Below are 1,053 nucleotides of genomic sequence, written 5' to 3'. Positions count from 1 at the left end.
TTGCGCAGTTCAATCAGTGTCATTTCATCCTCCTGACCCGCACGGCCATGGGTTTACGCTGCTCGCACCACCGCAGATTGCTGCCTCAAATTGCCGTTGCGGCGCAGGAAAAACACGGTAAGCGCCCACACGGCCAGCACCACCGCGATAGCAGAGGCAGAATAAAGGGGATGGTTAGCAAACCGACCCACCTGATACACCAGTACCGCTGCGCCATAGCCCAACTCGATAGTCCACACGAAACAGAACAGGGCCCATGCCGTGCCCACTTCGCGCCAGATGGCCGACAATGCCGCGACGCAGGGCACATACAGCAAAACCATCAGTAAGTAGGCCACTGCGCCTAAGCGCCCATCGAACAGGTGCACAATGATATCCAGCGATGAGACGGAAAATTCGTTCTGTTCTGCCACGGTGGCGGTATCGCTCAAATCGCCAACGTTGATGCCCAGCGGATCGAGAAGCTCGCCACCGAGTTTGGCAAAATTCTCCGGAATGGTAGCCAGCGCGGCAACCACGCTGTCGCCCAGATTAAACGCTGCGTCTTCTTCCGGCTCGCCGGACTGGCTGTCAGCCATCGCGCCATACAGTGAATCCAGCGTGCCCACCACCGCTTCTTTGGCAAAGATGCCGGTGAAAACACCGACAGCGGCAGGCCAGTTTTCCGCTTTTATCCCCATCGGGGCGAATACCGGAACAATTTTCTGCCCGATGGAAGAAAGCACCGATTTATCACTGTCCTGATTGCCAAACGAACCATCGGTGCCCATGGAGTTGAAAAAGCTGAGCACGGTTACCACTACGACAATCAGCTTGCCTGCACGCAGAATAAACCCCTTGAGTCGATCCCAGGTACGAATCAGCACGCTGCGCAGCCCCGGTAAATGGTACGGTGGGATCTCCATGACGAACGCAGAGGCATCGCCCTGTAACGCGGTATTTTTCAGCATAAAGCCGGTGGCGATAGCGGCAAAAATACCCACCAAATAGAGTCCGAATACCAGATTTTGCCCACCGCTGGTGAACAATGCCGTGGCAAACAGCACATAGACG

General features: G+C 55.8%; 1 protein-coding gene. It reads right to left on the bottom strand.

Annotated features, from left to right (window positions below; genetic code table 11):
* Positions 1-53: 53 nt before the first annotated feature.
* On the bottom strand, positions 54-1,053 hold a 1,000-nt coding region (locus tag J5224_RS29640; RefSeq protein ID WP_319802511.1), incomplete at its 5' end, for a nucleoside recognition domain-containing protein.

Source organism: Candidatus Symbiopectobacterium sp. NZEC135, from assembly GCF_025962695.1.
This window is presented reverse-complemented; position numbering and strand designations above follow the sequence as displayed.